This is a genomic window from Roseibium sp. TrichSKD4 (genome assembly GCF_000148725.1).
In the GTDB taxonomy this organism is placed as follows: Bacteria; Pseudomonadota; Alphaproteobacteria; order Rhizobiales; family Stappiaceae; genus Roseibium.
The window spans coordinates 543,958-567,781 of record NZ_GL476319.1; the positions used below are offsets into that span (position 1 = coordinate 543,958).

The window sequence follows — 23,824 nt, forward strand, 5'->3', positions numbered from 1 at the left end:
GACATTTGGCAAGCGGAGCCTTTTCATGTCCAAAGACGTTCTCATCGCCCCATCCATTCTGGCATCGGATTTTTCCAAGCTTGGACAGGAAGTCCGCAATGTGGTGGAAGCGGGAGCCGACTGGATCCATCTGGACGTGATGGATGGTCACTTTGTCCCAAACATTACCTTTGGCCCGGACGTCATTGCCAAGCTCCGCCCGCACACGGACAAGGTCTTTGACACACACCTGATGATCGCGCCTTGCGATCCTTATCTGGAAGCCTTTGCTAAAGCAGGCTCGGACATCATCACCGTTCATGCAGAAGCCGGCCCGCATCTCGACCGTTCGCTTCAGGCAATTCGCAATCTGGGCAAGAAAGCGGGAGTTTCGCTGAACCCGTCAACACCGGAAAACGTCATTGAATATGTTCTGGACCGGCTCGACCTCGTCCTTCTGATGACAGTGAACCCCGGTTTTGGTGGCCAGAAGTTCATTCACCCGGTTGTTGAGAAGGTCAAGCGCATCAAGGACATGATCGGCGACCGCCGGATTGACATTGAGATCGACGGCGGCGTGACGCCGGAAACCGCCCCGTTGGTTGCGGCGGCTGGCGCAAATGTGCTGGTCGCAGGCTCTGCTGTCTTCAAGGGCGACAGCGTTGAGAGCTACCGCACCAATATCGACGCAATTCGATCTGCGGCCGCAAACGCGTGATCATATCAGTCGTTCATCGTGCCAATAAGCATAGTGAAATCTGATTGATTTGCATGACAGCATTCATTTAGCTTCAGACTGTGAACCCAAACGCAGGCATGAGCGATACTCCGCCAATGGCGGCCATGTCACTTGAGATACCGTTTGGGTTCACGCCAAGAATTGAAAACTAAACTTTTAATTTCTAACCATCTACATCACGGCAGATAAGTCAGACTTTCAAGAACCGCCTTCTTGTCCCAAAACTGAAACTTCGCAACGACACTCTTGTCGTACATCTGCTCGTCTTCCTTGTCGTAGTACTGGCAGGCGAAATAGAGGTGGTCCTTGTTTTCTGACCCGGTTGCCTCGTCATAGGCATAACCGTGCCAAATCTCCGTATCGCAGGTGCCAAGACCTGTGAGAGCAGCCGCAACGCCGGAGACGCCGGAGGCCGTGGTCAGGAAGCGACCGAAATCGACGTCTTGCGCGGCAAGAGGCGCAACCGCAAGAACGGACAGGCCAAGGGCGAGACCAATTGAACGAAAATTCATGCAAAAACTCCAAAATCCTGAATTGCAAAAACAGGTAGACACAATCAAAGATCAAGATAAACCCGTTCCAACTTCGCTTCTTCTCCATGCGAAGGCTTTTTCAATCAATTGTTGGTTACAACAATAGTGCCATGGCAAATGGCCCAACAGATGATTGCGCTCCCGCGTGCTTCTCTTCACTCCATCTCTGCCGATGGAGACGCTCTGCCGTGTTTGCACTTGTCTGGAGCCTTATGATCACGGCACTTGCGGCCTTCCAGCTCACTCAGGCCAGTCGCTCTCTGGAAGATGGAAGACTGGACACGTTGGGCTTCCTTGCTGTTGGCAGCTTCGTTGGCGCGATTTTCGCGCTTGTCTTCGACGCTCTTGTCCGCCATTTCCGACCCCAGCCCAGCGCCCGATTTGCCGCACTGTTTGTCGGCCTGACAACCGGAACAGTCGGCTTCTCCGCCTTCCTGCATTTTCTGGACTGCAGGTCCTATTATGCGTCATGGCACAGTTCGACGTTCAAGTACTGAGTGGGCGAACAGATCGTGACCGGTTCCGGATCACTCTATATTTTCCTCGTCCACGTCACGTCCCCGCTGATGCCCTGGGGTGTTGTGCTGCTGTTGAGTGCATGTGCATTCGAAGCCCGACGCTCTAAAAACAGCCGCTAACATTTTGCGATTAAACGATGTCCGGGAGCTCGATCAGGTCCATGGAAAGTTCACCCTTGCATTTAGTACGATATCGTACCAATGAAGTTTCAGATGTCCCTTTCCAGACGCAAGATGTTGTTTGTTCTCGGTGGTGGAGGCATTTTGGCAGCCGGTACAGGCATTGGATCCTTTGCAGCCACCCGAACGCCCAAGACTGCTCTTGCACCGTGGGATCAGGCCGGAGCCGAAACAGAGCCGCGACGCAAAGCCCTGTCCCACGCGATCCTCGCCCCCAACCCGCATAACCGCCAGCCCTGGCTGGTGGATCTGGACACACCAGACACAGTGATCCTTTACCGCGACACGACCCGTGACCTGCCGCATACCGATCCCTATCACCGCCAGCTGACCATCGGCCTTGGTTGTTTTCTAGAACTCATGATCATTGCAGCCGCTCAGGACGGTTACAGGGTTGATCTGGACCTTTACCCCCAAGGGGAAACGGGACCGGTGGCGATCGCCAAATTCTCGAAAGGAGCAGAAGCCGATCCGCTCTTTGCCCAGATCATGCATCGCCGGACCTGCAAGGAGCCTTTTGCGTCAACACCGGTTCCTGCCGACAAGATTGCGGCCCTGAGCTCCCTTGCGAGGGTCATAACCGAGCAACAGCAGGTATCCGCTGTTAAAAAGCTGGCTTGGGCCGCTCACAAGGTCGAAATGCAGACCCCGCACACCCTCAAGGAGAGCGTGGATCTGATGCGCATGGGAAGGGCGGAAATCGATGCCAATCCCGACGGAATCGATCTTGGCGGCCCTTTCCTGGAAAGCCTGATGTTGGTTGGCATACTGACGCGGGAAGCGGAGATGGACACAACATCCAGCGCCTTTCAGGAAGGCATGCGCATCTATCACGAGATTCACGAAAACACACCCGCCTATGCCGTGGTCACCACAAAAGGAAATACGCGGCAAGACCAAATCGAGGCAGGTCGTCGCTGGATCCGGCTGAACCTGACGACAACCGAGCTGGGTCTTGCCCTTCACCCGGTGAGCCAAGCCTTGCAGGAATATCCCGAAATGGCCGACCATTACAAAGCCGTGCATGAACTGCTTACCGAACCCGGCCACACGGTGCAAATGCTCGGGCGGCTGGGCTATGGTCCGCAAAGGGCACCCTCCCCGCGTTGGCCATTGGAAACCCGGATTGTGAATGCATAACGAGACGCTTGCTGCCTATTTCGGCTTTTTCAACGAAATCGGCATCATAGAGCAATTGAGTCGCACGCTGCTGGAAGCCCGTTTGCCGGACGGGCTGACAGCTGCTCATTTCGGCGTGCTCAATCACCTGATCCGGGTAAAGGACGGGCAAACGCCAGTTGCCCTCGCACAGGCCTTTCAGGTTCCCAAGACAACCATGACCCACACGCTTGGCGGTCTTGAACGGCGCAAACTGGTAACGCTCTCACCAAACCCGGAGGACGGACGCAGCAAATGCGTCTGGCTGACCGAGGACGGCAGGCAGTTGCGCGATGCCGCGATATTGGCCCTTGCCCCGGACATTGCCGAACTGCAGCAGCAAATCCCGCTGGAAAGCATCATCGACCTCCTGCCGAAGCTCGCCGAAATCCGATCCTATCTGGATGCAAACCGCGATAATCGCTGAGATAAGCCATCAGACGACCAATTCACTAGGCCTGGCATGTTGAGGTCCGGCACATCGTCTGCTATTCCGCACCCACCTTCTCCCGAGCTAGAGGATAGCTGATGATCCCGCGCTATTCGCGGCCTGACATGGTCGCTATTTGGTCCCCTGAATCCAAGTTCCGCATCTGGTTTGAAATCGAGGCGCATGCCTGTGACGCGCTCGCAGACCTCGGCGTCATTCCAAAGGACGCGGCAAAGACCATTTGGGAAAAGGGCGGCGCGGCCACCTTTGACATCGACCGCATCGACGAGATCGAGCGCGAGACCAAGCACGACGTCATCGCCTTCCTGACACATCTGGCGGAAATCGTTGGCCCTGATGCCCGTTTCGTCCACCAGGGCATGACTTCGTCCGACGTGCTGGACACGTGCTTCAACGTGCAGCTGGTCAAGGCAACCGACCTTCTTTTGAAGGACATGGACGACCTTCTGGCCGCCATCAAGCGCCGCGCCTTTGAACACAAGGACACGGTCACCATCGGCCGCTCCCACGGCATCCATGCCGAACCGGTGACATTCGGCCTGAAGATGGCACAGGCCTATGCGGAGTTTGACCGCTGCCGCACCCGCCTCGTCAATGCCCGCGAGGAAATCGCCACCTGTGCCATTTCCGGCGCCGTTGGCACCTTCGCAAACATTGATCCGCGCGTTGAAGAGCATGTCGCCAAGGCGATGGGCCTGCAGGCCGAGCCGGTCTCCACGCAGGTCATCCCGCGTGACCGCCATGCCATGTATTTCGCAACGCTCGGCGTCATCGCTTCGTCCATCGAGCGTCTGGCAACGGAAATCCGTCACCTACAGCGCACCGAAGTTCTGGAAGCCGAGGAATTCTTCTCCAAGGGCCAGAAGGGCTCGTCGGCAATGCCGCACAAGCGCAACCCGGTGCTGACGGAAAATCTGACCGGTCTGGCACGTCTGGTGCGCATGTCGAGCGTTCCGGCCATGGAAAACGTCGCCCTGTGGCACGAGCGGGACATCTCCCACTCCTCCGTTGAGCGCATGATCGGTCCGGACACGACCGTCACCCTCGACTTCGCCCTCGCCCGTCTGACCAATGTTATCGACAAGCTGATGGTCTATCCGGAGCGCATGGTCGGCAACATGGATCGCCTCGGCGGTCTCGTTCATTCCCAGCGCATCCTGCTGGCGCTCACTCAGGCTGGCTCGTCCCGTGAAGACGCCTACCGCCTCGTGCAGCGCAACGCCATGAAGGTCTGGGACAGCTATCAGGTCTCCGGCGACGCCAAGGTCGACTTCCTGACCGAGCTGCTGGCGGATGAGGACGTGCGCAAGTATCTTTCCGAAGAGGAAATCCGCGACCGGTTCGACCTTGGCTACCACACCAAGAATGTCGACACGATCTTCAAGCGGGTGTTCGGGGAAGGCTAAGGACCTGCACTCATGAAAATCGCCGTCGTCTCTGACATTCATGGCAACTTACCAGCTCTTGAGGCTGTGCTTGCCGATTTGAAGTCGGAGGCGACGGATGTTGTCGTCAATCTTGGCGATTGCGTATCTGGTCCGCTATGGCCGGAGGAGACTGCGCAACTGCTCATGGAGCAAGAGTGGCCGACTGTTCGAGGCAACCATGACAGGCAGGTTCTGAACGCACTAAGTTCGCCTGAAACCACCACCGACGGTTTCTCCATTCGGCGGCTTTCAGAAACAAGCAAACAATGGCTCGCATCCCTGCAACCGACTATCCGGTTTTCCGAAGAGATTTTCCTCTGTCATGGCACACCAACTCATGACAACAAATACCTGACAGAACAGGTCGAAGGCTCCAAAGCCTTTTTGGCGGATGAAGCAACAATTGCAGCCGCGCTTGAAGGCGAACGCTCACCCCTCATCTGCTGCGGCCATACCCACATTCCCCGGGTCATTCGGCTGACCTGCACCGGCCAGACAATCGTCAATCCGGGAAGCATCGGTTTGCCTGCTTATGACGATGACCAGCCTCTTTGGCACAAGATGGAGATCGGCAGCCCGCATGCACGATATGCGATCGTGCAGAAAACGGGCATCGGCTGGTTCTTTTACGAAAAGGTCGTGACCTATGATTGGCAAAAGGCAGCGCAACAAGCCGAGCAAAATGGTCGACCAACTTGGGCTCATTCGCTCAGGCATGGTTTTTTTGGTCCCCTTTCGTAGTCGCCTCTTGGCCTTGTAAACACTTGAATTTCTGAAGCTGTCGCCTCACATAGCTGACTTTGAAAACAATGAAAGCTGGTCGATGAAAATCGCAGACACGGACATTCTTCTCGTTCCCGGCTACGGCGAAACGCCGCCTGATCACTGGATGCAGCGATGGCAGGCGAAGATGGCCAATGCCTGGATCGTGGAGCAGAAAAACTGGCATCAACCTGTTCGTAAAGACTGGGAAGATGCCCTGCTCAAGCGACTGGAAAAGACCACCCGGCCAGTTGTTCTGGTCGGGCATTCGCTTGGCTGTATTTTAATCTCGCATATGGGCCATCAGCTGAAAGACAATGTGAAGGCTGCCTATCTGGTGGCGCCATCTGATTGGGACCGCGAAGGGCTGGTGAAGGAATTTGACGGCGGAGCCTTCAAACCGATCTCACTGGACCCGATTCCTTTCCGAACCCATGTGGTTGCCAGCCGCAACGATCCCTATTGCGAGTTTGCAAGAGCCGAGCTTTTCGCAAAATCCTGGGGCTCCACCTTTCAGGACGCAGGCATGGTCGGGCACATCAACATGGAGTCTGGTCACGGCCCGTGGCCAGAGGGTCTTATGTCCTTTGCCGGTTTCATGAAGAAACTCGGCTAACTCCCCTAAGTACCGAACAAATCTGACAAACGCGGTATCAGTTCATCCTGCATGAACCGAGCCGCGTTTTTTGTTTCAGCAAGCGCATTGTTATTACCTATTTAAACAATAGGCAGAAATACACTCCAAAACCGCCGCAGAGTTCGTTGACATGCTTGTGATTGCTATTGTTGGCCTTGCGGGTTCCCCAACGCGAATTCCTCGGCAATAGTCTCAATATTCTAAAGACTTGCGGAGGCGAGAACGTGTTCAAATCCCTATTGCTGGCAGGAGCGGCGATCGCAGCAGCGCTTCCGGCCGCAGCAGCATCCGGAGACCGGGTGCAAATCACCGGCGAAGTGATTGACAGCTGGTGCTATTATTCCGGCGTTATGGGTGGCCCGGACGCGGTCACCGGCACCGCGCACCACACATGTGCGCTTTGGTGTGCAGCCGGCGGCATTCCGGTCGGCATCCTGACCGAAGAAGGCAAGATCTACATGGTCCTGAAATGGAAAGACCATGACAAGGTCGGAGACGGCAAAACCATCCTGTCTGTTCAAAGCCACCAACTCGTCGCCGATGGCTTGCACTATGAGCGCGATGGCATCGACTACATTCTGGTTGAAGACATTGTCGCCGACAATGGCATTCCGCTTCGCAATCACGAAGATTACGGCTTTGTGCCGCCCTTCGCAGAACCAAAACAATAAAGGAGCATTCCCATGAAGAAACTTGCAATGCTCCTCATGATGAGCGCGATCGCCTCGCCTGCACTTTCTGAAGACGGCGAAGGTCCTTATTCCGCGAACAGTCAGGCAAAAAGCTGGAGCCTGTTTGGCGAAGAAAAGGCACGTTTTGAAGCACGTGTTACCGACGCCCTTTGCGAACTCACAGGCGATTGCCCGGACGACTGCGGTGGCGGAGAGCGCCCGATGGTCGTCATGCGCAAAGACGACAACAAGATGTTGATCGTAAACAAGGGCGGCGCGCCAAACTTCACCGGCGCAAACTACCGTCTATCCGAATATTGCGGTCAGGACGTTGAAGTTGACGGTCTACTGGTCGGTGACCCTGATCTGACACCAGGCATCGGTGCCAAGGTCTATCAGGTTCAGTTGATCCGCGCGACCGGGTCGGACGAGTGGGTCAAGACAAACCTCTACACCAAACAGTGGGCCAAGAAATATCCAGAAGCCAAGGGCAAGGGCCCGTGGTTCAAGCGCGATCCGAACGTGAAGGCAGAGATCGCCAAAACCGGATATTTCGGGATTGGCCTTGAAGCTGACAAAAAATGGCTCGAGGAAAACGCGGAATGATACGCTCACTGGTGATTGCAGGCCTCATGGTCGGTGTCGCCTCCGGCGCCGGCTGGGTTCTTGCAACCATTCAGTCCGAACCTGAAATCGATGGCCCGGTTGCGGCCATCGCACACCTTCTGGCGCTGGACACGTGCGAAATCCATCAGTCTCGAGAACGGACCGCGATGACCCGCGCAGCCATTGAAGCAGAGATGGAAGACCGCCGCGCCAAACTTGCCGATATTGCACCAAGCTTTGTGTCCGAAGACGCAGCACCCTCCGGACCCAAGACGCCGTTTCCGATTGATTTGCAAGCCGAGTTCGATCTGATCGACCACAACGGAAACCGGCGAACAGCAGAGGACTTTCACGGCAAGACCTACGCCCTCTTTTTCGGCTATGCCAGTTGTGAGGCCATCTGCTCGGCAGTCCTTCCCGACATTGCAAATGCGATGGAAGTTCTCGATGAAGAAGGCAGTCCGGTAGAAACCGTCATGATCAGCATTGATCCGGACCGAGATACCCCGGACGCCATGCGTCAAAACCTTGCAAAGTGGCACCCCGATCTGATCGGGTTAACCGGACCAAAAGACGAGCTGGCCAAAGCGCGGGAGCTATTTCAGGTCAACCGAACCGAAGTTGCCCGTGATGAGAACGGCGAGCCAATTTATGCCCATGGCAGTTTGGTTTATCTGATAGGTCCCGACGGCAGGCTTCAGACGATCTTGCCACCGGTCTTTAGTCCAGAGCATCTGGCCAAGGTTATTCGCGGTTACGTGACCTCCGCAAAGGCCAGCTAGCCTAATACTTCAGGAGAAAGCTCCTGCGAATGTGTGTCTACACATTGCAGGCCTTTCTCGCCTGTGCAGCTGCCTCGCGGATCAAGAGAAGATCAATTCCGTAAGCAACCAATTGATAGCCCATGTCCCGCACTTCATGGACACGTTCTGGCGTCACACAAAGGGTTGAAGCAATCTTGCCCGCTTTGCGGCACTTGCTAACAACCTCCAATAGATGGGCCGTCACCGTCTCGCTGTTGGGATCGAGTTCTTCTCCCTTGGAAACCGTCAGAGACAAGTCAGCAGGGCCAACAAACACGCCATCAATGCCATCAACGGCCAGTATGTCATCAAGCGCGTTCAGGGCTTCAGGCGTTTCTACCATCGCCAATGCAAGCGTGCCTCTGTCCGCCGATTGGCGATAGTCCATCGGGGCCATTCCCGACAACATAGCCGTTCTGTGAGGCCCCCAACTCCGAGCGCCCAATGGTGGATACTTCATTGCATCGGCAAAGCGCTGCGCTTCAGCTGCCGAATTGATCATGGGGGCAATGACAGCTTCCGCACCGAGGTCCAACAGGCGACTGGCGGTCGCAAACTCTCCAACGGGGATACGGGCGATACGGTGGCTGCCCGCAAGAGCAGCTGCTCCAAACCCGTCACGAACACTCTCTATGCCGTGCATTCCATGCTGCATATCCAAGGTCACGGCTTCATAACCACTTCGCCCGAGCAACTCTGCAAAAATGGGCACGGCCAACGAAGACCAAGCGGTTACGACAAACTGTCCATCTCTCAACTTGGCAGCCAAGGTTTGCATTTCAGACATAAGTTCCTCCAGTGAATTGCATGGATCAAACGTCGCCTGAAGGTGGGGTGCAAGAGCAAATGACAATAAAAAAGGCCCCTGCGTGTCCAGAGGCCTTGATTAATTTCAGGTACTGAGACTGAAAATCAGCCTTCGTTTTGCAGCTGATCAACAGCCTTGTGCATCAGCTCATCCATGGTCCGGCGAATCTGGTGGTCAGATTGCTCAACCTTGGCCGCGTCAAAATCAGCACGGATTTTGCGGAACACATCCTCATCACCCGGCTCTTCAAAGTCAGACCGGACCACTTCCTTGGCATACTCTTCAGCGTCAGCGCCGGATTTGCCGAGGAATTCGGCAGCCCACAGGCCCAAAAGCTTGTTGCGTCGTGCGGTTGCCTTGAACCGCAGCTCCTCGTCATGCGCGAACTTGCTCTCAAAACCTTCTTCGCGCTTGTCGAATGTGCTCATTCCGATGTCTCCCGATTTCTGGAACGCCTCGTTGCCTTCCATATAGGAACGATTTGGCCTTTTGCATATCGGCAGAAGGTCATCAAATCAACGCAGGAAGAACCCTTAAATGCAAAAGGATAAGGGATAATTGCATCTCACCATTCGAATGATTGTACTTTGCCGCCGGTTCGGGTAAGTTCCGCGCCGCTGATACGGGGCCGAAACTCAGTGTTTCCCCCAATTGCGCGACCAGCTCCGCGTGATGCGGCCCCGCGCAAACTGGGGAGGGCAAACAACTGACTAGGAAAGAGCCCTTAACTATATGGATTTCCTCAAACACACACGGTACGTACCCATGAATCGCCGTCGGCGCATATATGAAGGCAAGGCCAAAATCCTTTACGAAGGTCCGGAACCGGGAACGCTGATTCAGCATTTCAAGGACGATGCCACTGCCTTTAACAACAAGAAACACGAGATTGTTGATGGCAAGGGCGTCCTGAACAATCGCATCTCGGAATATATCTTCAACAATCTGAATACGATCGGTATTCCGACTCATTTCATTCGCCGCATGAACATGCGCGAGCAATTGATCCGCGAAGTGGAAATCATTCCGCTCGAGATTATCGTTCGCAATGTGGCCGCCGGTTCGATTGCCAAGCGACTGGGTCTGGAAGAAGGCACGCAGTTGCCGCGTTCCATCATCGAGTTCTGCTACAAAAACGATGAACTGGACGATCCGATGGTGGCTGAAGAGCACATCACGGCGTTTGGCTGGGCAACACCGCAGGAACTTGATGACATGATGGCGCTGGCCATCCGCGTCAACGACTTCCTCACCGGCCTGTTCCTTGGCGTTGGCATCCGCCTGGTCGACTTCAAGATCGAGTGTGGCCGCCTGTTTGAAGGCGACATGATGCGCATTGTCGTTGCTGACGAAATCTCACCGGACAGCTGCCGTCTGTGGGATATCAACACCAATGACAAGCTGGACAAAGACCGGTTTCGCCGTGAAATGGGCGGCATGCTGGAAGCCTATCAGGAAGTCGCAAAGCGTCTCGGTATCCTCATGGAAAACGAGCGCCCGACCGTGACCGGCCCGACACTGGTGCAATAACGCACCTCTATTTTCGCTGAGGTCATGCCAAGCATGATCCTTGAGAAAATTGACCAAACCCTCTATGGCTCCAATGTGGACAACCATAGGGGGTTTTGTTGTTTAAGCATCTAAATTCATTCACCAAATTTCTTATCCTAACGTCACTTTGCCTTTTTCTAGCGGCCTGCCAGACAACCGGACTGAAACCGGGCAGCATTCAAACGAACTTCCCTCCCCAAGGATGGCAAACCGTCACAAAAGGTAGTGATACACTGTACCTTTGCAGAACCTGTAAGACAAAGCAGGCTGTTGTCATCACACCCGCAGAGGTTTCAGGAAATGTCGAAGGGGCTATTCGTGCCAATATCATAAGTGCTGGTCTGATTTCAGAAATTGGTAAGTCAGCATCCCGCGCAAGCGGTGGCGCACTGAAACAAATTTCGAGCCGACGCATAACAAACGCGAACTACAGTGGAATTGAATGGGTTTTCCGGGTGCAGGCTCGTGGTGAGAAGCCACTTTACGTCGCAGCCCGAGCGATCGTTCAGAATGATCGGGGCATCACAGTCGCCTCGTTTGCGTATTCTTCGAGCATCGCGAAATCGAACCTGCGGCGCTATCTGGCCAATACGACAATCCGCCGTCTGCCGTAAAATCCCGGCTTTTCTGAAGATCAGGTCTTTTGTTGATGGGGCTCCTCGTGTATGGGAGCCCCATTCCTGTTTGTCCGGCCTAACGGCCGCTTGAAAGCCTTGGAGAACCCATCATGAAGGCACGCGTGATCGTCACGTTGAAAAACGGAGTGCTCGATCCTCAGGGAAAAGCCATTGAAGGTGCCCTTGGCGGCCTCGGCTTTGATGGCATCGGCTCTGTGCGTCAAGGTAAGGTGTTCGATGTTGAGCTGGATGGCTCTGACGCATCTGCGGCGAAAGCCAAATTGGAGCAGATGTGTGAAAAGCTGCTCGCCAACACGGTGATTGAAAACTACGCCATCGAGATCGAGTGAGACACTTCATGGATGAAGACAGCGCCCGCGCCATAAAGTTCATGGCCCTCAAGGCAGCCGTCTTCATACTGGTTCCGGCCCTATGCGCCGCCCTCGCCGTTTTCTTCCTTCTTTGACCAGACACCGGGACTTTCTGACATGAAAACCGCTGTTATCGTTTTCCCCGGCTCCAATCGTGATCGCGACATGTTCAGCGCGCTGGAGCTCATCACAGGATCCCGGCCACAGTCCGTCTGGCATGGCGAAGCAACACTTCCCGATGTGGACTTGGTGGTTGTTCCCGGTGGCTTCTCTTATGGCGACTACTTGCGCTCCGGGGCCATTGCTGCCCGCTCACCAATCCTCAAAGATCTGGTGTCCAAGGCTGATGCCGGCGTCACGGTTCTTGGCGTGTGCAACGGCTTCCAGATCTTGACCGAAGCAGGCCTTCTGCCCGGCGCCTTGATGCGCAATGCGGGACTGAACTTCGTTTGCAAGGAAGTTCTTCTGGAAACCGTAACAGATGCAACCCGCTTTTCCGGAAAGTTCGAAAAAGGTCAGGTCTGGCGCTGCCCGGTTGCCCACCATGACGGCAACTACTTCGCGGATGCAGAAACCCTCAAGGCGATCGAAGACAGTGGCCAGGTGGTTTTCCGCTACGCCGATGGCACGAACCCAAACGGGTCTGTCAACGACATTGCAGGCGTTATGAACGCACAGGGCAACGTCCTTGGAATGATGCCTCATCCGGAAAATCTGGTCGAAGATCTGCATGGCGGGCTTGATGGTCGGCTGATCTTTGAAAGCCTTCTGAACGCCGCCTGACCCAATTTGAACGGACCCTCTCATGAAGCCGGATACACTCAATCGCGAAGAGCGCAGTTATCTGGCTTCGGAGCTTCGAGCCTACCTCGATGCCGAGCTTGACGTTGAGATCGGCAACATGGATGCCGAAGCCTTGATTGACATGATCGGGGAAAAGCTGGGCGCCACCTATTACAATCGTGGCCTCAAAGACGCGGAAGCGCTGATGTCCAGAAAGCTGGACGATATCAGCGATGAACTGCGCACATTGGAAAAAGACAGCTAACCCACCGGTCTGATCATCTCAAACACGACTTACGCACCCACGGATTCGCGTGCATATTTCGGTGCGTGACCAAAGCGGCGACTAAAGGCGCGCGAGAACGAGGCAGTGCTCGAAAACCCGCAAATTTTTGCGACTGACTTAATGGCAGCTCCGCTTGCGAGTTCCGCCCGGGCAACTTCAAGACGCCAATTGGACAGATAAGCGCCGGGCGTCATCCCAACCACATCCTTGAAGGTGACAGCGAACTGGGTACGGGACATCCCAGCAACGTCAGCAAGATCTTCTAGACCCCACTGCCTGTCAGGCGCTTCATGTATGGAAACCAGAGCAACAGACAGACGGGGATGTGCAAGCCCGGCGAGCAAGCCGACCGTAGTGCCTTGTGTCTGGACCACACAGCGCAGCAATCGGATCATGAAAACTTCAAACAGCCTGTGAAGGACCGCCCACCCTCCACAGCGAGGGGTGCGGACTTCATCCACAATCGGTGTCACAACAACCGCAAGCTCGGGCGCTTCATCCAGAGGCACCATAATTTCTTCAGGCATAGCCGTCAGAACGTGTTGCCCTGCCCCCGACACCTCAATATGGGCAGCCATGAGAACTGTGCCTGAAATGTGCTTTGTACAAACTGACTTGAAACCGGGCGTATTGACTACCTGAGGGCAAAAGATAACCCGAAGACGGCCGTTTTCATCTTCAAAAACAAAGAAATTCGTTGGTTCAATATAGATTTTGTCCGGTTTAACAGCAGCAACTTGGACCCGGAAACGCGATATCAAACAGGACAGACGGTCAAGTCCACCGTCTGCTTTTCTTGGCAAAGTGATTGGTTTTAACTGCATGGGAACACCCGCCCGCAAAAAATAACCTAGGGTAAATAAACTGTTTAGAATTTAAATGGAACCGTAAGTATTAATGTATTTACTATTGGAGTTAACAGCCCTCATTTTTATTGCTAGCGGAAACATTCACTAGTAGCAAATCAAGATCAGTATTCAATTACTACATACCAATAAATTTGAGGAGCAACAAACATAAAGATCTGGGCACAAACTGGCACAAGCCTGATGAGAATGTCGGATTCTTTCAGGCAAGAGTCTCCCCTTCGTCCCAACAATCTGCTAAACGGCGGCATCCCTGCCTGCCAGACAGGCCGACCGACAAGTTAAGCGGACCGACATGATCCCGAACAGCATCCAGATCACGCCCGAACTCATCGAATCGCACGGCCTAAAGCCTGATGAATATGACCGGATTCTTCAACTGATTGGCCGCGAGCCGACCTTTACAGAGCTTGGCATCTTTTCCGCCATGTGGAACGAGCACTGTTCCTACAAATCCTCGAAGAAATGGCTGAAAACTCTGCCGACCGAAGGCCCACGCGTTTTGCAGGGACCGGGCGAAAACGCGGGTGTGGTGGATATTGGAGACGGTGAAGCGGTCGTCTTCAAGATGGAAAGCCATAACCACCCCTCTTATATCGAGCCCTATCAGGGCGCGGCCACCGGTGTTGGCGGCATATTGCGCGATGTGTTCACCATGGGTGCACGTCCTGTTGCCGCCATGAACGCGCTCCGCTTCGGTGAGCCCGATCATCCGCGCACACGCCACCTTGTCTCCGGTGTTGTGGCCGGCGTTGGCGGGTACGGCAACTCCTTTGGCGTTCCAACTGTTGGCGGCGAAGTTGAGTTCCACGCCCGTTACAATGGCAACTGCCTCGTCAACGCATTTGCCGCTGGCCTTGCAAAGTCCGACAGCATCTTCCTCTCAAAGGCCGAAGGTGTTGGCCTTCCGGTGGTTTATCTTGGTGCCAAAACAGGCCGCGACGGTGTCGGCGGTGCAACGATGGCGTCCGCCGAATTTGACGAGACCATCGAGGAAAAGCGCCCAACCGTTCAGGTCGGCGACCCCTTCACTGAAAAATGTCTTTTGGAAGCCTGCCTTGAGCTGATGGAAACCGGCGCGGTTATTGCCATTCAGGACATGGGCGCAGCCGGCCTCACTTGCTCTGCTGTCGAAATGGGTGCCAAAGGCGACCTCGGCATCGAACTGGACCTCGATAGTGTCCCTGTTCGCGAAGAGAACATGAGCGCTTACGAGATGATGCTCTCGGAAAGCCAAGAGCGGATGCTCATGGTTCTGCGTCCGGAGCTGGAAGGGCAAGCCAAGGCAATCTTCAAGAAGTGGGGTCTCGACTTTGCCATTGTCGGCACGACCACCGATACACTCCGCTTTGTCGTCAACCACCAGGGCGAAACCGTTGCTGACCTGCCGATCAAGGAACTGGGCGACGAGGCTCCGGAATATGATCGTCCTTGGGTGGAGCCGACCAAACAGCCGGTTCTTGCTGCTGTCGACATTGCAGAGCCTCAAGACTATGCAGAAGCCCTGACAAAACTCGTCGGCAGCGCCAATGGCGCGTCCCGCCGCTGGGTCTATGAGCAATATGACACGCTGATCCAGGGCAATTCCGCGGAAACACCGGGGGGCGACGCAGGGGTTATCCGCGTGAATGGCGGCCGCAAGGGGCTGGCCTTCACCGTCGATGTGACCCCCCGCTACTGCGAAGCCGATCCGTTTGAAGGCGGCAAACAGGCCGTTGCCGAAGTGTGGCGGAACCTGACGGCTGTCGGTGCGGAGCCGTTGGCGGCCACCGACAACCTCAATTTCGGCAATCCGGAAAAGCCGGACATCATGGGGCAGTTCGTTGGCTGCATCAAAGGTATTGGCGAAGCCTGCCGTGAGCTCGCTTTCCCGATCGTCTCCGGCAACGTCTCGCTCTACAACGAAACCCATGGTCAGGCTATTTTGCCGACCCCAGCCATTGGCGGTGTGGGCCTCCTACCTGATGTCACCATTCGCGCGACAGCCGCATTTGAAAAAGACGGCGATGCAATCATCGTGATTGGCGGCAAGGGAACACATCTCGGCGCATCTCAATATCTTTCTGACGTGCTCGGCCGCGAAGAAGGTGCGCCCCCTCCGGTTGATCTGGCGAAGGAAAAACAGACAGGTCAGCTGGTCCGCCAGTTTATCGGCGCTGGCCGAGTGACCTCCGTTCATGACATTTCGTCTGGTGGCCTTGGCGTTGCCCTTACTGAAATGGCAATGGTCAGCAGCATTGGCGCATCTGTTAAAGTGGACGGTCCTGCCCATGCAGCGCTCTTCGGAGAAGATCAGGCGCGCTATGTGGTGACCGTTTCGGAAGACAAAGTCGCCACTCTGCTTCAGGATGCGTCTGACGCTGGCATTGAGGCTGAAAAAATCGGCTCAACCGGCGGCAAGGATTTGACTGTTGAGGGCATCCTCACCATATCGGTTGAAACTTTGCAAAAAGCGCACGAAACTTGGTTCCCGAATTACATGGCCGCGTCCTGATCGGGCAAAACCAGACAAGATCTTTGAGGGAAGGACACACACAACATGCCAATGGCAGCCAACCAAATTGAAGAGCTCATCAAGGCAGCCCTGCCCGATGCGCAGGTTGAAATTCGCGATCTTGCCGGCGACGGCGATCACTATGCTGCAAATGTTGTGTCTGAGGCCTTCCGTGGCAAAAGCCGCGTTCAGCAACACCAGCTGGTCTACGAGGCTCTGAAAGGCAACATGGGCGGCGAATTGCACGCCCTCGCCCTTCAGACCAAAGCCCCGGATTAAACGCTTCGGGACGCTTCCCGGATCGCGATCCCTCAGATCAACTGACCCAATTTCCAACTCCGGACTTTGACCCCGGTAGAAAAAGGACAAAACAAATGAGCATCCAGGATTGGATCAAGAACGAAGTTGAGACCAACGACGTTGTCGTGTTCATGAAGGGCACACCGAATTTCCCGCAATGCGGGTTTTCCGGACAGGTCGTTCAGATCCTCGACTATCTCGGTGCACCCTATAAAGGCATCAATGTTCTAGAAGACGATGACCTGCGCCAAGGCATCAAGGACTTCACCAATTGGCCAACCATCCCGCAACTCTATGTAAAAGGCGAGTTTGTTGGCGGCTGCGATATCATCCGGGAAATGTTCCAGAACCAGGAGCTGCAGCAGACTTTCAATGACAAGGGCATTGAAACCAAGCAAAGCGCTTAAGCGAACAAGCCACCGGCTTTGAAGAAAGATGTAGAAATTGAAGGCAATCGCTCCGGCGGTTGCCTTTATTCTTTGCCATCTCCAAAAAAATCTGCGAATCATCTATCCTGAACACAGGATGAATGCCCGTTTCAGGGTGAGTACAGTTGCGTACGGTCATTCTCCGCCTCAAGACTAGGGGCAGAAAGCCCGCTTGGCAGAGGGTTAGGGGAAATGAAACTCTTCACGATTGCAGCACTTGCATTAGCGACCGGCATGGCAGGCTTTGCGCTTGCCCTGAGCGTCGATAAGCCATCCGGCGAGCTGCGCCGTGTCGACTGTACAAAGATCACCATCTTCGCACCGCAAGATGGCAAGTCAGCAGAAGACCTATGTAAGGGTTATGGCGGTCTGGCTGTGCAGGACGCAGAACCAACAGACGAAGGTCTTGTGATCCTCGTCCGCAATCAACCTGTCGGCGGCTTTATCGGGCCGGCATCTGCGCGCTGAAGAGTAACTTTTTCTCAGATGTTGTCTTCAACGGGCAAGGCAAAGGCCTCAACCGGCCGCGTCACGTTGCGAAGTTCCAATGACCCAAGAAATTTTGGATTAAGATCCGGGTCGTCGCAAACCCCGCTGGCGACAACAATCGACTGACCAACTGTTTTACCATAGTCACTCAAACGTGCTGCCAGATTGGCCGCGCTGCCAATCACAGTGAAATCCAGCCGCTCTTTTGAACCTACATTGCCATAGGTCACATCGCCAAAAGCCACGCCAATGCCACACTCTATCGGTGGAAACTCACCCTCGTCCGGATTGACAAGCTGTTTGACGATCTCCAGCGAGCTCCTGACCGCCTGATGGCAGGCCTCGCTGTGACCTTTTGAGACCGGGAAGATCGCCATCACCGCGTCTCCAATAAACTTCAGAACCTCGCCATTATGTGCGTTGACGATATCTGTCGTTGTCTCAAAGAAATGATTGAGCAGATCGAGATAGGTATCCCGCCCAAGCTCTGTCTCAAGACGCGTGGAGGATCGAAGATCACAGAACAGGATCGCGGCATCGATCACATCCCCGTCCCCGCGCCGAAATTCCCCTCCGAGAACCCGTGCACCGGTCCGTGCACCAAGATAAGTTTCCAGCAGGACTTGTGCATTGCCTTTCAAGGCAAACACCTCATAAAGGCGGCTCAAAATAGACGAGCACTCGAAAATCAAGCCCAGATTTGCAGTGGTGAACCCCTTGGGATGGTCGCTGGCAAGGGTCAGGATGTTGATCTGCCCGCCAGAGAAGGGCATTGGCATCGCGACATAATCAGTCGCCCCCTTCTCTCGCAATTCGCCCATGATGGAGAATTGAAACTCTTCCGGATTCGCATCCAGCTTTTGCCGCACACCGCCGCGCCCCTGAGACACATGATAAAACGGGCTGGTTTTGTAAGCCTCGCTCGTCCGTATCCCTTCATGCAAGGCTTCAAACGACTCGATCTTGTTGTCGTCCCGGGTCCAGACATAGCGCCGTCCGGCAATCATTGGGTGGAGAGACCAGATCAAGACGCTGAGGCGCGATACAGCAACACCTTCCTTGACCAGCCGCCTTGCGAAAGCCGCCGTCAGTTCTTCAGGCGTTTTGATGGATGGTGCTTCCCTCAGCAACCAGTCAACAAGTGGGCCGGAAATACTCCGATCGGGAGAGTTTCGAAGCGGAGCCCCTCCCGTGTCGATCTCATCAGCGATCCCGGGCATGAATGCCACATAACCTTCAAGAGCCGCACTCTCAGGCAAAGGATGCGGATAGCACCAAATCGCACGTTCCAGCCATTCCCCGTCACACTCCAATTCAAAGTAGGATGCCGTTCCCTTGAAAGGGCAAAATGTCTGAAAATTCGCAGCTGGCCGCATAGGCGCCAGAACATCTTCCATCGGAAAATAAACGACCGGCGACAACCGCGTTTCATACATCACAAGGGCGCGGGAGGTCCGCGCTAAAACGGTGCTGCCCCGCCGAGCCTCAATAAGGCCGGAAATAGGCTCTACCAAAATCTGGTAGTCATTGGATGTCGTCTGGGCTGCAATGGTCATGCCCCAGAGATAAACACCAACACGCCGCTTTTCCAGAGGCGCAGACTATTCTGCTGCAAACAGTTTTTCAGTCATGGCGAGGCTGGCACCGCAGGGCTCTTCAGCTTCGCCATCGGGGTTGGCGGCACTGCCGGGACGAAGCGACATGAAATCATAAAGTGACCGATCCATCAGGTGAGACGGGCGCGTGTGGGCCAAGGCGCGTGCCATGACGCCCAAACGGCCCGGCGCTTCTTTCTCCCAGCCCTGCAGCATCTTTTTCACTTCCTCACGCTGCAAACCGTGCTGAGAACCACAGAGGTTACACGGGATGATCGGGAACTCCATGCCGCTTGCGAATTTGGCAATATCGCTTTCAGCTGAATAGGCCAGTGGGCGCAGTACCAGAAGATCCCCTTCATCATTGACCAGCTTCGGCGGCATCGACGCCAGCCGTCCGCCATGAAACAGGTTCATGAAAAAGGTTTCCAGAATGTCTTCCCGGTGATGGCCGAGCACAACAGTCTCGCAGCCATTTTCCCGCGCAACACGATACAGAATCCCGCGACGCAAACGAGAACAAAGCGAACAATAGGTCCGGTGAGCGGGGATCTTGTCCGTGACGATGGAATAGGTGTCTTCGCGAATGATCAGATGTTCAACGCCGTTGTCTTCGAAGAACTTCGGCAGCACATCTGCCGGGAACCCCGGCTGGGCCTGATCGAGATTGCAGGCCAGAATGTCGACAGGCAGAAGCCCGCGCCATTTCAGCTCTGTCAAAACGGCGAGCAGCGCATAACTGTCCTTGCCGCCAGACAGGCAAACCAACCACTTGACCGGCTTCTCACGGGCGCGTTCCGGCACCATGGCGAAGTCGTCAATTGCCTGCCGTGTCAGGCGGAGCAACCGCTTCCGCAGTTTCTTGAATTCAACGCTGGAGGGCGCATTGCGCAAAAGCAGCGGAACATCTTCCGCCTCAGATCCCAGATTTGCCAGATCACTCATATCATCGCGCCCAATCCTTCACCGCCCTTGAAACAAAGGCACCTCATTCGTGCGCCGGTTTATCGGATTGGAGGAAGGGGAGCAAGGTGGAGAGCTCACGACGCCTTGGTTCGATCCTGATTTCAGTGTCAGTACGAACTAAATGCGCCCGCTCCTCACCAGATTGCATGGCGACATCGAAACACTCAAAAAAGTCAATGAGCAATCAAACTACCAGTTTTCCAGATGCTCGAGTTCCGAATACAAACGCACTTCCAAATTTAAAGAGCGTGCTCATAAGCTTACATAACATGCAGACAAGTAAAGTAAAATTCTAACAACAAACAGATTCACGCGAAGATAGAAAAACACAAACAAAACACTCAAAACCGAAACAGACGATTAATACTAGAGAAACTTAATTGATGAACATTTGTTGCGATACATCGACAAGGTGAAAAGATAAGCCATCAAATTACCGACAGTACATCGGCATTTATTACAATCACAACTACTTCAGGAGAGACGTAGTGTGCACCATCTGTTCCAGCTTCTCAGAAACGAGACTCGTTCCCAACAACGACAGCACAGTTACAACCTCGGTTGATGCGTCAACGTTCTCAGCAGTCGCGGTTAATGCAGCAGAAGGTGCAGATGTCGCCGCTGATGTAACGACCACCGCCGAGATGGCCGTCGGCGGAACCTTCTCCGGTTCACTCAGCGGACGGGGTGACAGGGACTGGGTGGCTATCAATCTGGAAGAAGGCCAATCCTACAACATCAGCCTTGCGGGAACCGGCTTAGGTGGCGTTCGCGATACTTACCTCCGGATTTATGATGCAGACGGCAACCTAGTTGCCAGCAACGACGATGGCGGACCCGGTCTCTCCTCTTTCCTATCCAATTTCACGGTAGGAAACGCCGGAACCTACTACATTAGCGCCGGCTCCTACGGCGATTGGGGAACTGGAAACTATCAGATCGGTGTCACCGGCCGAGCCACGCCGGTCCGCGTCAATGAAGCAGCCGATGCAGCGGCAAACACCTCAACCAGTTATTCCATGTCAGTTGGCGACATCTTCGAGGGTAACTTGAGCGGCCGCGGAGACCGTGATTGGGTCGCTATCGAGCTGGATATTGGGCAAGTTTACGACATCAGCCTGACGGGTGGTGGGCGCGGAAATGTCCGTGACACCTATCTTCGGATCTATGATGGCGATGGCAATCTGGTTGCTCGCAATGACGATGGCGGACCCGGGCTTTCATCACTCCTTTCAAATTTCACCGTTGGTAGCTCGGGGACATATTACATCAGCGCTGGTTCCTATCGGGATCGCGGACGCGGCGACTACGAAATTGAAGTCACTGGCGAAACAATTGAAATCGGCCTGACCGAAACCGTCGACGCGACAGCTGACAGCTCAACCCTCTACTCAATGGAAGTAGGCGACACCTTCAACGGAACCTTGAATAGTCGTGGTGATCGCGACTGGATCGCGATTGAGCTTGAACCTGGCCAAATTTTTGACATCAGCCTCACGGGTGGCGGGAGAGGAAATGTTCGCGACACGTATCTCCGTCTCTATGACACGGACGGCAATCTGGTAGCGAGTGATGACGATGGCGGAGCGGGACGAAACTCGCTCCTTAGCCTGGCGGTCGAAAGCGGTGGGACCTATTACATCAGCGCGGGCTCCTATCGTGACCGTGGCACCGGCGGATACGAAGTAAATGTCACCAGTCAGCCTTTGCCATCCGGTCTAGTTGAAACGCTGGATGCAGCTGCGGATACCAGCACTTATTATTCCATGTCTGAAGGCGAAGTCTTCTCCGGATCGCTTGATGGACGCCGCGACAATGACTGGATCTCAATTGATCTGGATGCTGGCGAACTCTATGACATTGGCTTGTCAGGAGCCGGTGGCAATGCGGTTCGAGACACATATTTGCGGATATACGATGCCGATGGCAACTTGATCGCCAGCAATGACGATGGCGGCGAAGGCCTCTACTCCCTGCTCGCCGGTTTCTCAGTCGACAGCGACGGGACTTACTATATTAGCGCTGGCTCTTATCGTGATCGTGGGCGCGGTGATTATGAGGTCTCGGTTTCGAACGTGGCACCTCAGCCAGAGCCAGAGCCAGAGCCGGAACCTGAGCCCACTCCGGATCCCGACCCTGATCCAACTCCAGAGCCAGAACCAACTCCTGACCCAGGCCCGGCACCTGATCCGGTTACAAACCCGGAAAACGACACCCTCGCCTATCAGCTGACCAATGGATATTGGGAAAGCAACGGACGCACTGAACGGTCATTCAATGTGGCACCGGGCGCAGTCATTACTTACAATCACGATGGCCTCGCAAGCGGTGTTCGCCATCTGGCAACAACGGCGCTGGAGCTTTGGGGCGATGTCACCGGCCTGCAGTTCCAATATACGTCCGGATCTGCCCAGATCACATTTGACGATAATTACAGCGGAGCCTACGCCTATTCGTATTTGTCCGGCACCACAATCACCAGCTCGTACATCAATGTCTCGACGGCGTGGACGGATTATTACGGCACAGCGCTGAACAGCTATTCGTTCCAAACCTATATTCACGAAGTCGGGCATGCGCTGGGTCTCGGCCACGCTGGCAACTACAACGGCTCTGCCAGCTTTGATCCGAATGTTCATTTAGCAAATGACAGTTGGCAGGCATCACTGATGTCCTATTTCAGTCAGACGGAAAATACCAATGTCGATGCAAGCTGGGCGTTGGCGGTCACACCGCAGATGGCAGACGTTCTGGCAGTTCGAAATCTCTATGGTACGACCGGCACAACCCGAACTGACGACACGACCTATGGCGACAATGCGAGTTCCGGCGATACGTTTGCCTCGCTAACAGCCATGAACAGCTCCATCACCTACACAATCGTGGATGATGGCGGCATTGATACGCTGAACTTCAGCAACACATCCGCAAACCAACTGATTGACCTGAATGCAGAGGCGACCTCAAACGTTCGCGGATTGACCGGCAATGTCATCATCGCGCGCGGAACAGTCATAGAAAATGCCATTTCCGGAAACGGCAATGACACATTGATTGGCAACAGCGCCAACAACCATCTGGATGGTGGGCTCGGCGCTGACACCCTGACCGGGAATTACGGCTATGACACTTTCGTCTTCGCCGCAGGATCAGGCAATGACACAGTGACTGATTTCGAGAACGGAATCGACATGATCGAGTTCGGCCTCGGCATTAGCTCTCTCTCGGATCTGACCATCGGCATGAATGGCAGCGACACTGTCATTCAATTCACCAATGGATCCGTGACACTGGCGGGGATTGACCAATCCCTGATCACAAACGACGACTTCCAGTTCGTTTAAGTCGTATTTGTTCGTCAAAGACAATGAAGCCGCGGGCATTTGCCCGCGGTAATCTCATTTGTGATCGGTCAAATTTTTGAGCGATAGAAACAACCTCAGACATCTTTATGAACAAGACAGCAGATGTTTGCTTGCTAGTGTTGTCTTTCTTGAAGTTATACTGAGGACGCTGGGGTAGTTTCCCGTTGTTTATGTAATCGAAAAACTCCTGTCGAAACCGAGCGGCATCGCTGTTATTCCAACCGCCCTTAAACTCGATAGTTTCTCCGCTTGAAAGAAAAATCTGCCATGTTCTCTCGCCCGCACCACGGACATCGGTTGCAGGATCAGTATCATCATCTGCAAGGGCTAAGTTGCTGAAGCCTAGAAACAAAAGAACCAACATCGCATTAAAAAATCGCATCGAAACACCTCCAAACTATCTATTTCCAAACCACGCATATAACAAAACACAAAAAACCC

28 protein-coding genes are annotated in these 23,824 nt (G+C 54.5%); 21 read left to right on the forward strand and 7 right to left on the reverse strand.

What is annotated here, in order from left to right:
• Window positions 1-25 precede the first annotated feature (25 nt).
• Complete coding sequence (gene rpe / locus TRICHSKD4_RS18870; protein WP_009468516.1) at window positions 26-697, forward strand: ribulose-phosphate 3-epimerase; 672 nt, start codon at window positions 26-28, stop codon at window positions 695-697.
• A gap of 197 nt (window positions 698-894) precedes the next feature.
• Here the strand turns inward: rpe and TRICHSKD4_RS18875 are convergent, their stop codons facing one another.
• Complete coding sequence (locus tag TRICHSKD4_RS18875) at window positions 895-1,230, reverse strand: hypothetical protein (RefSeq protein ID WP_009468517.1); 336 nt, start codon at window positions 1,228-1,230, stop codon at window positions 895-897.
• Between the two features lie 209 nt (window positions 1,231-1,439).
• Here TRICHSKD4_RS18875 and TRICHSKD4_RS18880 point away from each other — a divergent pair, with 209 nt between their 5' ends.
• From TRICHSKD4_RS18880 to TRICHSKD4_RS28405, 9 genes are all read left to right on the forward strand, one after another.
• Window positions 1,440-1,748 (forward strand): hypothetical protein, encoded by a 309-nt coding sequence (locus TRICHSKD4_RS18880; RefSeq protein WP_009468518.1) that lies wholly within the window; start codon window positions 1,440-1,442, stop codon window positions 1,746-1,748.
• A 234-nt stretch (window positions 1,749-1,982) separates the two neighbouring features.
• On the forward strand, window positions 1,983-3,089 hold the full coding sequence (locus TRICHSKD4_RS18885; protein ID WP_009468520.1) for a hypothetical protein: 1,107 nt from the start codon (window positions 1,983-1,985) through the stop codon (window positions 3,087-3,089).
• Complete coding sequence (locus TRICHSKD4_RS18890) at window positions 3,082-3,534, forward strand: MarR family winged helix-turn-helix transcriptional regulator (protein ID WP_009468521.1); 453 nt, start codon at window positions 3,082-3,084, stop codon at window positions 3,532-3,534. Before TRICHSKD4_RS18885 ends, TRICHSKD4_RS18890 begins: the two co-directional genes overlap by 8 nt.
• A gap of 101 nt (window positions 3,535-3,635) precedes the next feature.
• Window positions 3,636-4,964 (forward strand): adenylosuccinate lyase, encoded by a 1,329-nt coding sequence (purB, locus tag TRICHSKD4_RS18895; RefSeq protein ID WP_009468522.1) that lies wholly within the window; start codon window positions 3,636-3,638, stop codon window positions 4,962-4,964.
• Between the two features lie 12 nt (window positions 4,965-4,976).
• Entirely contained in the window at window positions 4,977-5,726 is a 750-nt protein-coding gene (locus TRICHSKD4_RS18900) for a metallophosphoesterase (protein WP_009468523.1), read from the forward strand.
• Between the two features lie 82 nt (window positions 5,727-5,808).
• Entirely contained in the window at window positions 5,809-6,363 is a 555-nt protein-coding gene (locus TRICHSKD4_RS18905) for an alpha/beta hydrolase (protein WP_009468524.1), read from the forward strand.
• Between the two features lie 245 nt (window positions 6,364-6,608).
• The gene (locus TRICHSKD4_RS18910) at window positions 6,609-7,055 is read left to right on the forward strand and encodes a hypothetical protein (RefSeq protein WP_009468525.1); all 447 of its coding nucleotides are present in this window, start codon (window positions 6,609-6,611) and stop codon (window positions 7,053-7,055) included.
• Between the two features lie 12 nt (window positions 7,056-7,067).
• The gene (locus TRICHSKD4_RS18915; RefSeq protein ID WP_009468526.1) at window positions 7,068-7,661 is read left to right on the forward strand and encodes a hypothetical protein; all 594 of its coding nucleotides are present in this window, start codon (window positions 7,068-7,070) and stop codon (window positions 7,659-7,661) included.
• Window positions 7,658-8,443, forward strand: coding sequence for an SCO family protein (locus TRICHSKD4_RS28405; RefSeq protein WP_009468527.1), 786 nt, complete (start codon window positions 7,658-7,660; stop codon window positions 8,441-8,443). The genes TRICHSKD4_RS18915 and TRICHSKD4_RS28405 overlap by 4 nt, the downstream gene beginning before the upstream one ends.
• A gap of 37 nt (window positions 8,444-8,480) precedes the next feature.
• On the opposite strand, the gene TRICHSKD4_RS18925 is transcribed toward TRICHSKD4_RS28405, so the two are convergent.
• Window positions 8,481-9,251, reverse strand: coding sequence for an HpcH/HpaI aldolase/citrate lyase family protein (locus TRICHSKD4_RS18925; protein ID WP_009468528.1), 771 nt, complete (start codon window positions 9,249-9,251; stop codon window positions 8,481-8,483).
• A 125-nt stretch (window positions 9,252-9,376) separates the two neighbouring features.
• On the reverse strand, window positions 9,377-9,700 hold the full coding sequence (locus TRICHSKD4_RS18930; RefSeq protein ID WP_040617241.1) for a DUF1476 domain-containing protein: 324 nt from the start codon (window positions 9,698-9,700) through the stop codon (window positions 9,377-9,379).
• Window positions 9,701-10,004: 304 nt separating this feature from the next.
• Between TRICHSKD4_RS18930 and purC the strand changes: the two genes are divergently transcribed.
• The 6 genes from purC (at window position 10,005) to TRICHSKD4_RS18960 (ending at window position 12,859) form a co-directional block, all read left to right on the forward strand.
• Entirely contained in the window at window positions 10,005-10,802 is a 798-nt protein-coding gene (gene purC, locus TRICHSKD4_RS18935; protein WP_040617108.1) for a phosphoribosylaminoimidazolesuccinocarboxamide synthase, read from the forward strand.
• 98 nt (window positions 10,803-10,900) lie between these two features.
• Complete coding sequence (locus tag TRICHSKD4_RS18940; RefSeq protein ID WP_040617109.1) at window positions 10,901-11,437, forward strand: hypothetical protein; 537 nt, start codon at window positions 10,901-10,903, stop codon at window positions 11,435-11,437.
• A 113-nt stretch (window positions 11,438-11,550) separates the two neighbouring features.
• Window positions 11,551-11,790 carry a phosphoribosylformylglycinamidine synthase subunit PurS gene (gene purS / locus TRICHSKD4_RS18945; protein WP_009468533.1) on the forward strand — a complete coding sequence of 80 codons (240 nt, stop codon included), beginning with the start codon at window positions 11,551-11,553 and terminating at the stop codon, window positions 11,788-11,790.
• Between the two features lie 8 nt (window positions 11,791-11,798).
• Window positions 11,799-11,906: a phosphoribosylformylglycinamidine synthase-associated small membrane protein gene (locus TRICHSKD4_RS31755; RefSeq protein ID WP_139052202.1), complete on the forward strand. Its 108-nt coding sequence runs from the start codon at window positions 11,799-11,801 to the stop codon at window positions 11,904-11,906.
• 22 nt (window positions 11,907-11,928) lie between these two features.
• The gene (purQ, locus tag TRICHSKD4_RS18955) at window positions 11,929-12,594 is read left to right on the forward strand and encodes a phosphoribosylformylglycinamidine synthase subunit PurQ (RefSeq protein ID WP_009468535.1); all 666 of its coding nucleotides are present in this window, start codon (window positions 11,929-11,931) and stop codon (window positions 12,592-12,594) included.
• Between the two features lie 22 nt (window positions 12,595-12,616).
• Window positions 12,617-12,859 (forward strand): DUF2164 domain-containing protein, encoded by a 243-nt coding sequence (locus TRICHSKD4_RS18960; RefSeq protein WP_009468536.1) that lies wholly within the window; start codon window positions 12,617-12,619, stop codon window positions 12,857-12,859.
• 29 nt (window positions 12,860-12,888) lie between these two features.
• Here TRICHSKD4_RS18960 and TRICHSKD4_RS18965 read toward each other — a convergent pair whose 3' ends face one another.
• A complete protein-coding gene (locus TRICHSKD4_RS18965) occupies window positions 12,889-13,704 on the reverse strand; it encodes an AraC family transcriptional regulator (RefSeq protein WP_009468537.1) in 816 nt (271 codons plus the stop codon).
• 337 nt (window positions 13,705-14,041) lie between these two features.
• On the opposite strand from TRICHSKD4_RS18965, the gene purL reads away from it, so the two are divergent.
• From purL to TRICHSKD4_RS18985, 4 genes are all read left to right on the forward strand, one after another.
• The gene (purL, locus tag TRICHSKD4_RS18970; protein ID WP_009468538.1) at window positions 14,042-16,240 is read left to right on the forward strand and encodes a phosphoribosylformylglycinamidine synthase subunit PurL; all 2,199 of its coding nucleotides are present in this window, start codon (window positions 14,042-14,044) and stop codon (window positions 16,238-16,240) included.
• A 45-nt stretch (window positions 16,241-16,285) separates the two neighbouring features.
• Window positions 16,286-16,519, forward strand: coding sequence for a BolA family protein (locus TRICHSKD4_RS18975; protein ID WP_009468539.1), 234 nt, complete (start codon window positions 16,286-16,288; stop codon window positions 16,517-16,519).
• A 95-nt stretch (window positions 16,520-16,614) separates the two neighbouring features.
• On the forward strand, window positions 16,615-16,947 hold the full coding sequence (grxD, locus tag TRICHSKD4_RS18980) for a Grx4 family monothiol glutaredoxin (protein WP_009468540.1): 333 nt from the start codon (window positions 16,615-16,617) through the stop codon (window positions 16,945-16,947).
• A gap of 213 nt (window positions 16,948-17,160) precedes the next feature.
• Window positions 17,161-17,436, forward strand: coding sequence for a hypothetical protein (locus TRICHSKD4_RS18985; protein ID WP_009468541.1), 276 nt, complete (start codon window positions 17,161-17,163; stop codon window positions 17,434-17,436).
• Window positions 17,437-17,450: 14 nt separating this feature from the next.
• On the opposite strand, the gene TRICHSKD4_RS18990 is transcribed toward TRICHSKD4_RS18985, so the two are convergent.
• Together TRICHSKD4_RS18990 and ttcA are read right to left on the reverse strand one after the other, a co-directional pair.
• Window positions 17,451-19,013 carry a DUF427 domain-containing protein gene (locus tag TRICHSKD4_RS18990; RefSeq protein ID WP_009468542.1) on the reverse strand — a complete coding sequence of 521 codons (1,563 nt, stop codon included), beginning with the start codon at window positions 19,011-19,013 and terminating at the stop codon, window positions 17,451-17,453.
• A gap of 45 nt (window positions 19,014-19,058) precedes the next feature.
• Complete coding sequence (gene ttcA, locus TRICHSKD4_RS18995; protein WP_009468543.1) at window positions 19,059-19,997, reverse strand: tRNA 2-thiocytidine(32) synthetase TtcA; 939 nt, start codon at window positions 19,995-19,997, stop codon at window positions 19,059-19,061.
• A 509-nt stretch (window positions 19,998-20,506) separates the two neighbouring features.
• Between ttcA and TRICHSKD4_RS29570 the strand changes: the two genes are divergently transcribed.
• Window positions 20,507-23,362, forward strand: coding sequence for a M10 family metallopeptidase C-terminal domain-containing protein (locus TRICHSKD4_RS29570; RefSeq protein ID WP_009468545.1), 2,856 nt, complete (start codon window positions 20,507-20,509; stop codon window positions 23,360-23,362).
• Here the strand turns inward: TRICHSKD4_RS29570 and TRICHSKD4_RS19005 are convergent.
• Entirely contained in the window at window positions 23,334-23,765 is a 432-nt protein-coding gene (locus TRICHSKD4_RS19005; protein ID WP_009468546.1) for a hypothetical protein, read from the reverse strand. The genes TRICHSKD4_RS29570 and TRICHSKD4_RS19005 overlap by 29 nt on opposite strands.
• Window positions 23,766-23,824 lie beyond the last annotated feature (59 nt).

Bases quoted from the DNA above. Each gene is read 5' to 3' on its own strand.
- rpe (WP_009468516.1), top strand. From the start codon at position 26: ATGTCCAAAGACGTTCTCATCGCCCCATCCATTCTGGCATCGGATTTT.
- TRICHSKD4_RS18875 (WP_009468517.1), bottom strand. From the start codon at position 1,230: ATGAATTTTCGTTCAATTGGTCTCGCCCTTGGCCTGTCCGTTCTTGCG.
- TRICHSKD4_RS18885 (WP_009468520.1), top strand. From the start codon at position 1,983: ATGTCCCTTTCCAGACGCAAGATGTTGTTTGTTCTCGGTGGTGGAGGC.
- TRICHSKD4_RS18890 (WP_009468521.1), top strand. From the start codon at position 3,082: ATGCATAACGAGACGCTTGCTGCCTATTTCGGCTTTTTCAACGAAATC.
- purB (WP_009468522.1), top strand. From the start codon at position 3,636: ATGATCCCGCGCTATTCGCGGCCTGACATGGTCGCTATTTGGTCCCCT.
- TRICHSKD4_RS18900 (WP_009468523.1), top strand. From the start codon at position 4,977: ATGAAAATCGCCGTCGTCTCTGACATTCATGGCAACTTACCAGCTCTT.
- TRICHSKD4_RS18905 (WP_009468524.1), top strand. From the start codon at position 5,809: ATGAAAATCGCAGACACGGACATTCTTCTCGTTCCCGGCTACGGCGAA.
- TRICHSKD4_RS18915 (WP_009468526.1), top strand. From the start codon at position 7,068: ATGAAGAAACTTGCAATGCTCCTCATGATGAGCGCGATCGCCTCGCCT.
- TRICHSKD4_RS28405 (WP_009468527.1), top strand. From the start codon at position 7,658: ATGATACGCTCACTGGTGATTGCAGGCCTCATGGTCGGTGTCGCCTCC.
- TRICHSKD4_RS18925 (WP_009468528.1), bottom strand. From the start codon at position 9,251: ATGTCTGAAATGCAAACCTTGGCTGCCAAGTTGAGAGATGGACAGTTT.
- TRICHSKD4_RS18930 (WP_040617241.1), bottom strand. From the start codon at position 9,700: ATGAGCACATTCGACAAGCGCGAAGAAGGTTTTGAGAGCAAGTTCGCG.
- purC (WP_040617108.1), top strand. From the start codon at position 10,005: ATGGATTTCCTCAAACACACACGGTACGTACCCATGAATCGCCGTCGG.
- purS (WP_009468533.1), top strand. From the start codon at position 11,551: ATGAAGGCACGCGTGATCGTCACGTTGAAAAACGGAGTGCTCGATCCT.
- TRICHSKD4_RS31755 (WP_139052202.1), top strand. From the start codon at position 11,799: ATGGATGAAGACAGCGCCCGCGCCATAAAGTTCATGGCCCTCAAGGCA.
- purQ (WP_009468535.1), top strand. From the start codon at position 11,929: ATGAAAACCGCTGTTATCGTTTTCCCCGGCTCCAATCGTGATCGCGAC.
- TRICHSKD4_RS18960 (WP_009468536.1), top strand. From the start codon at position 12,617: ATGAAGCCGGATACACTCAATCGCGAAGAGCGCAGTTATCTGGCTTCG.
- TRICHSKD4_RS18965 (WP_009468537.1), bottom strand. From the start codon at position 13,704: ATGCAGTTAAAACCAATCACTTTGCCAAGAAAAGCAGACGGTGGACTT.
- purL (WP_009468538.1), top strand. From the start codon at position 14,042: ATGATCCCGAACAGCATCCAGATCACGCCCGAACTCATCGAATCGCAC.
- TRICHSKD4_RS18975 (WP_009468539.1), top strand. From the start codon at position 16,286: ATGCCAATGGCAGCCAACCAAATTGAAGAGCTCATCAAGGCAGCCCTG.
- grxD (WP_009468540.1), top strand. From the start codon at position 16,615: ATGAGCATCCAGGATTGGATCAAGAACGAAGTTGAGACCAACGACGTT.
- TRICHSKD4_RS18985 (WP_009468541.1), top strand. From the start codon at position 17,161: ATGAAACTCTTCACGATTGCAGCACTTGCATTAGCGACCGGCATGGCA.
- TRICHSKD4_RS18990 (WP_009468542.1), bottom strand. From the start codon at position 19,013: ATGACCATTGCAGCCCAGACGACATCCAATGACTACCAGATTTTGGTA.
- ttcA (WP_009468543.1), bottom strand. From the start codon at position 19,997: ATGAGTGATCTGGCAAATCTGGGATCTGAGGCGGAAGATGTTCCGCTG.
- TRICHSKD4_RS19005 (WP_009468546.1), bottom strand. From the start codon at position 23,765: ATGCGATTTTTTAATGCGATGTTGGTTCTTTTGTTTCTAGGCTTCAGC.